The organism is Polynucleobacter sp. 35-46-11 (assembly GCF_002281105.1).
Genome location: NZ_NCFJ01000749.1, coordinates 1 through 1026, shown reverse-complemented (window position 1 = coordinate 1026; position 1026 = coordinate 1). Strand labels below are relative to the sequence as shown.

Below are 1026 nucleotides of genomic sequence, written 5' to 3'. Positions count from 1 at the left end.
TGGCAAGTTATGTCCAACCACCTGCCTTAATTGACCCTTGGCCTGCTCAACTCTGAGCTTACTGGATTCAGTATTAATTTGCGCATTCAGAAATTCTGTTTGCGCACGAATTAATTCGAATCGGGCAGTCTCACCAACGTCATAACGAATTTGCATACGATCGCGAATTTGCTTAGTTAACCCCAAATCTTCTTCGGCTGCTTTTAACTCTGCTTCGCGACGCATCAACTCATAAAAACGTTGTTGCACCCTGGAAATCATTTCAATTTCAAAGGCAACACGAGTTGCCTCGGCAGCTCGCAAATTAGCCTCGGCTGCATTCACACGAGGATAGCGGGTATAAGGCATATCTAGCGGCTGGGTCACTGACCAGGATGACACATTGCCCGTAGTCAGCGGTCCAGTTACTGATCTTTGTTGTCCTGTATTGAGCTCGAACTCTGGATTTGGAATTGCGCGAGCGGAAGAGAGTTGCCCCCTGATTACCTTGGATTGATCGCGTGCCGCTAGCACTTGAGGGCTAGACTCTAGCGCGATACCAATCAATTCATTTAGAGAAAGTGGCTTTTGAGCTTGTGCACTCACTCCGCCTGCAAACAAGATACAGACTGCAAATATCAATGCAGGTACTAAACGATTCATTGCGACTATTTTAATGAATAAACAAGATCTCTCATTATCTCGCCTTATTAAATTGAAAATATGTGGAATTCCCCAAATAAGGGACTTGGGCACGATTTTGAGCGTATAAATCAACGATCGGGGTTGCGAATTCAAAAGATAACCATTTATGAAAATTAAAATGGTCTTGCCTTGATATTGATCCGCCTTTATACCGGACCCTAAGGCCGAATTGACGATATATAGGACTCAGAGGACTGAGCAGGCTACTCCCCACATGTAAGTAGTCTATTAGATCATACTTGTGGGGATTCAATCGAATTGGGAGTGAATTACTCATATATAGACGTGTTTTGAAAATCGTCCATATTGCTGGCTTTTATGAAGGGCTCTCTGAACCAGCTT

Annotated in this window: 1 protein-coding gene; it reads right to left on the bottom strand. The window is 43.9% G+C overall.

Features of this window, described 5'->3' with window-relative positions; translation table 11 throughout:
* The coding region (locus B7Y67_RS19295) for a TolC family protein (protein ID WP_293600017.1) at positions 1-642 on the bottom strand (642 nt) is incomplete at its 3' end.
* Between the last annotated feature and the right edge of the window lie 384 nt (positions 643-1026).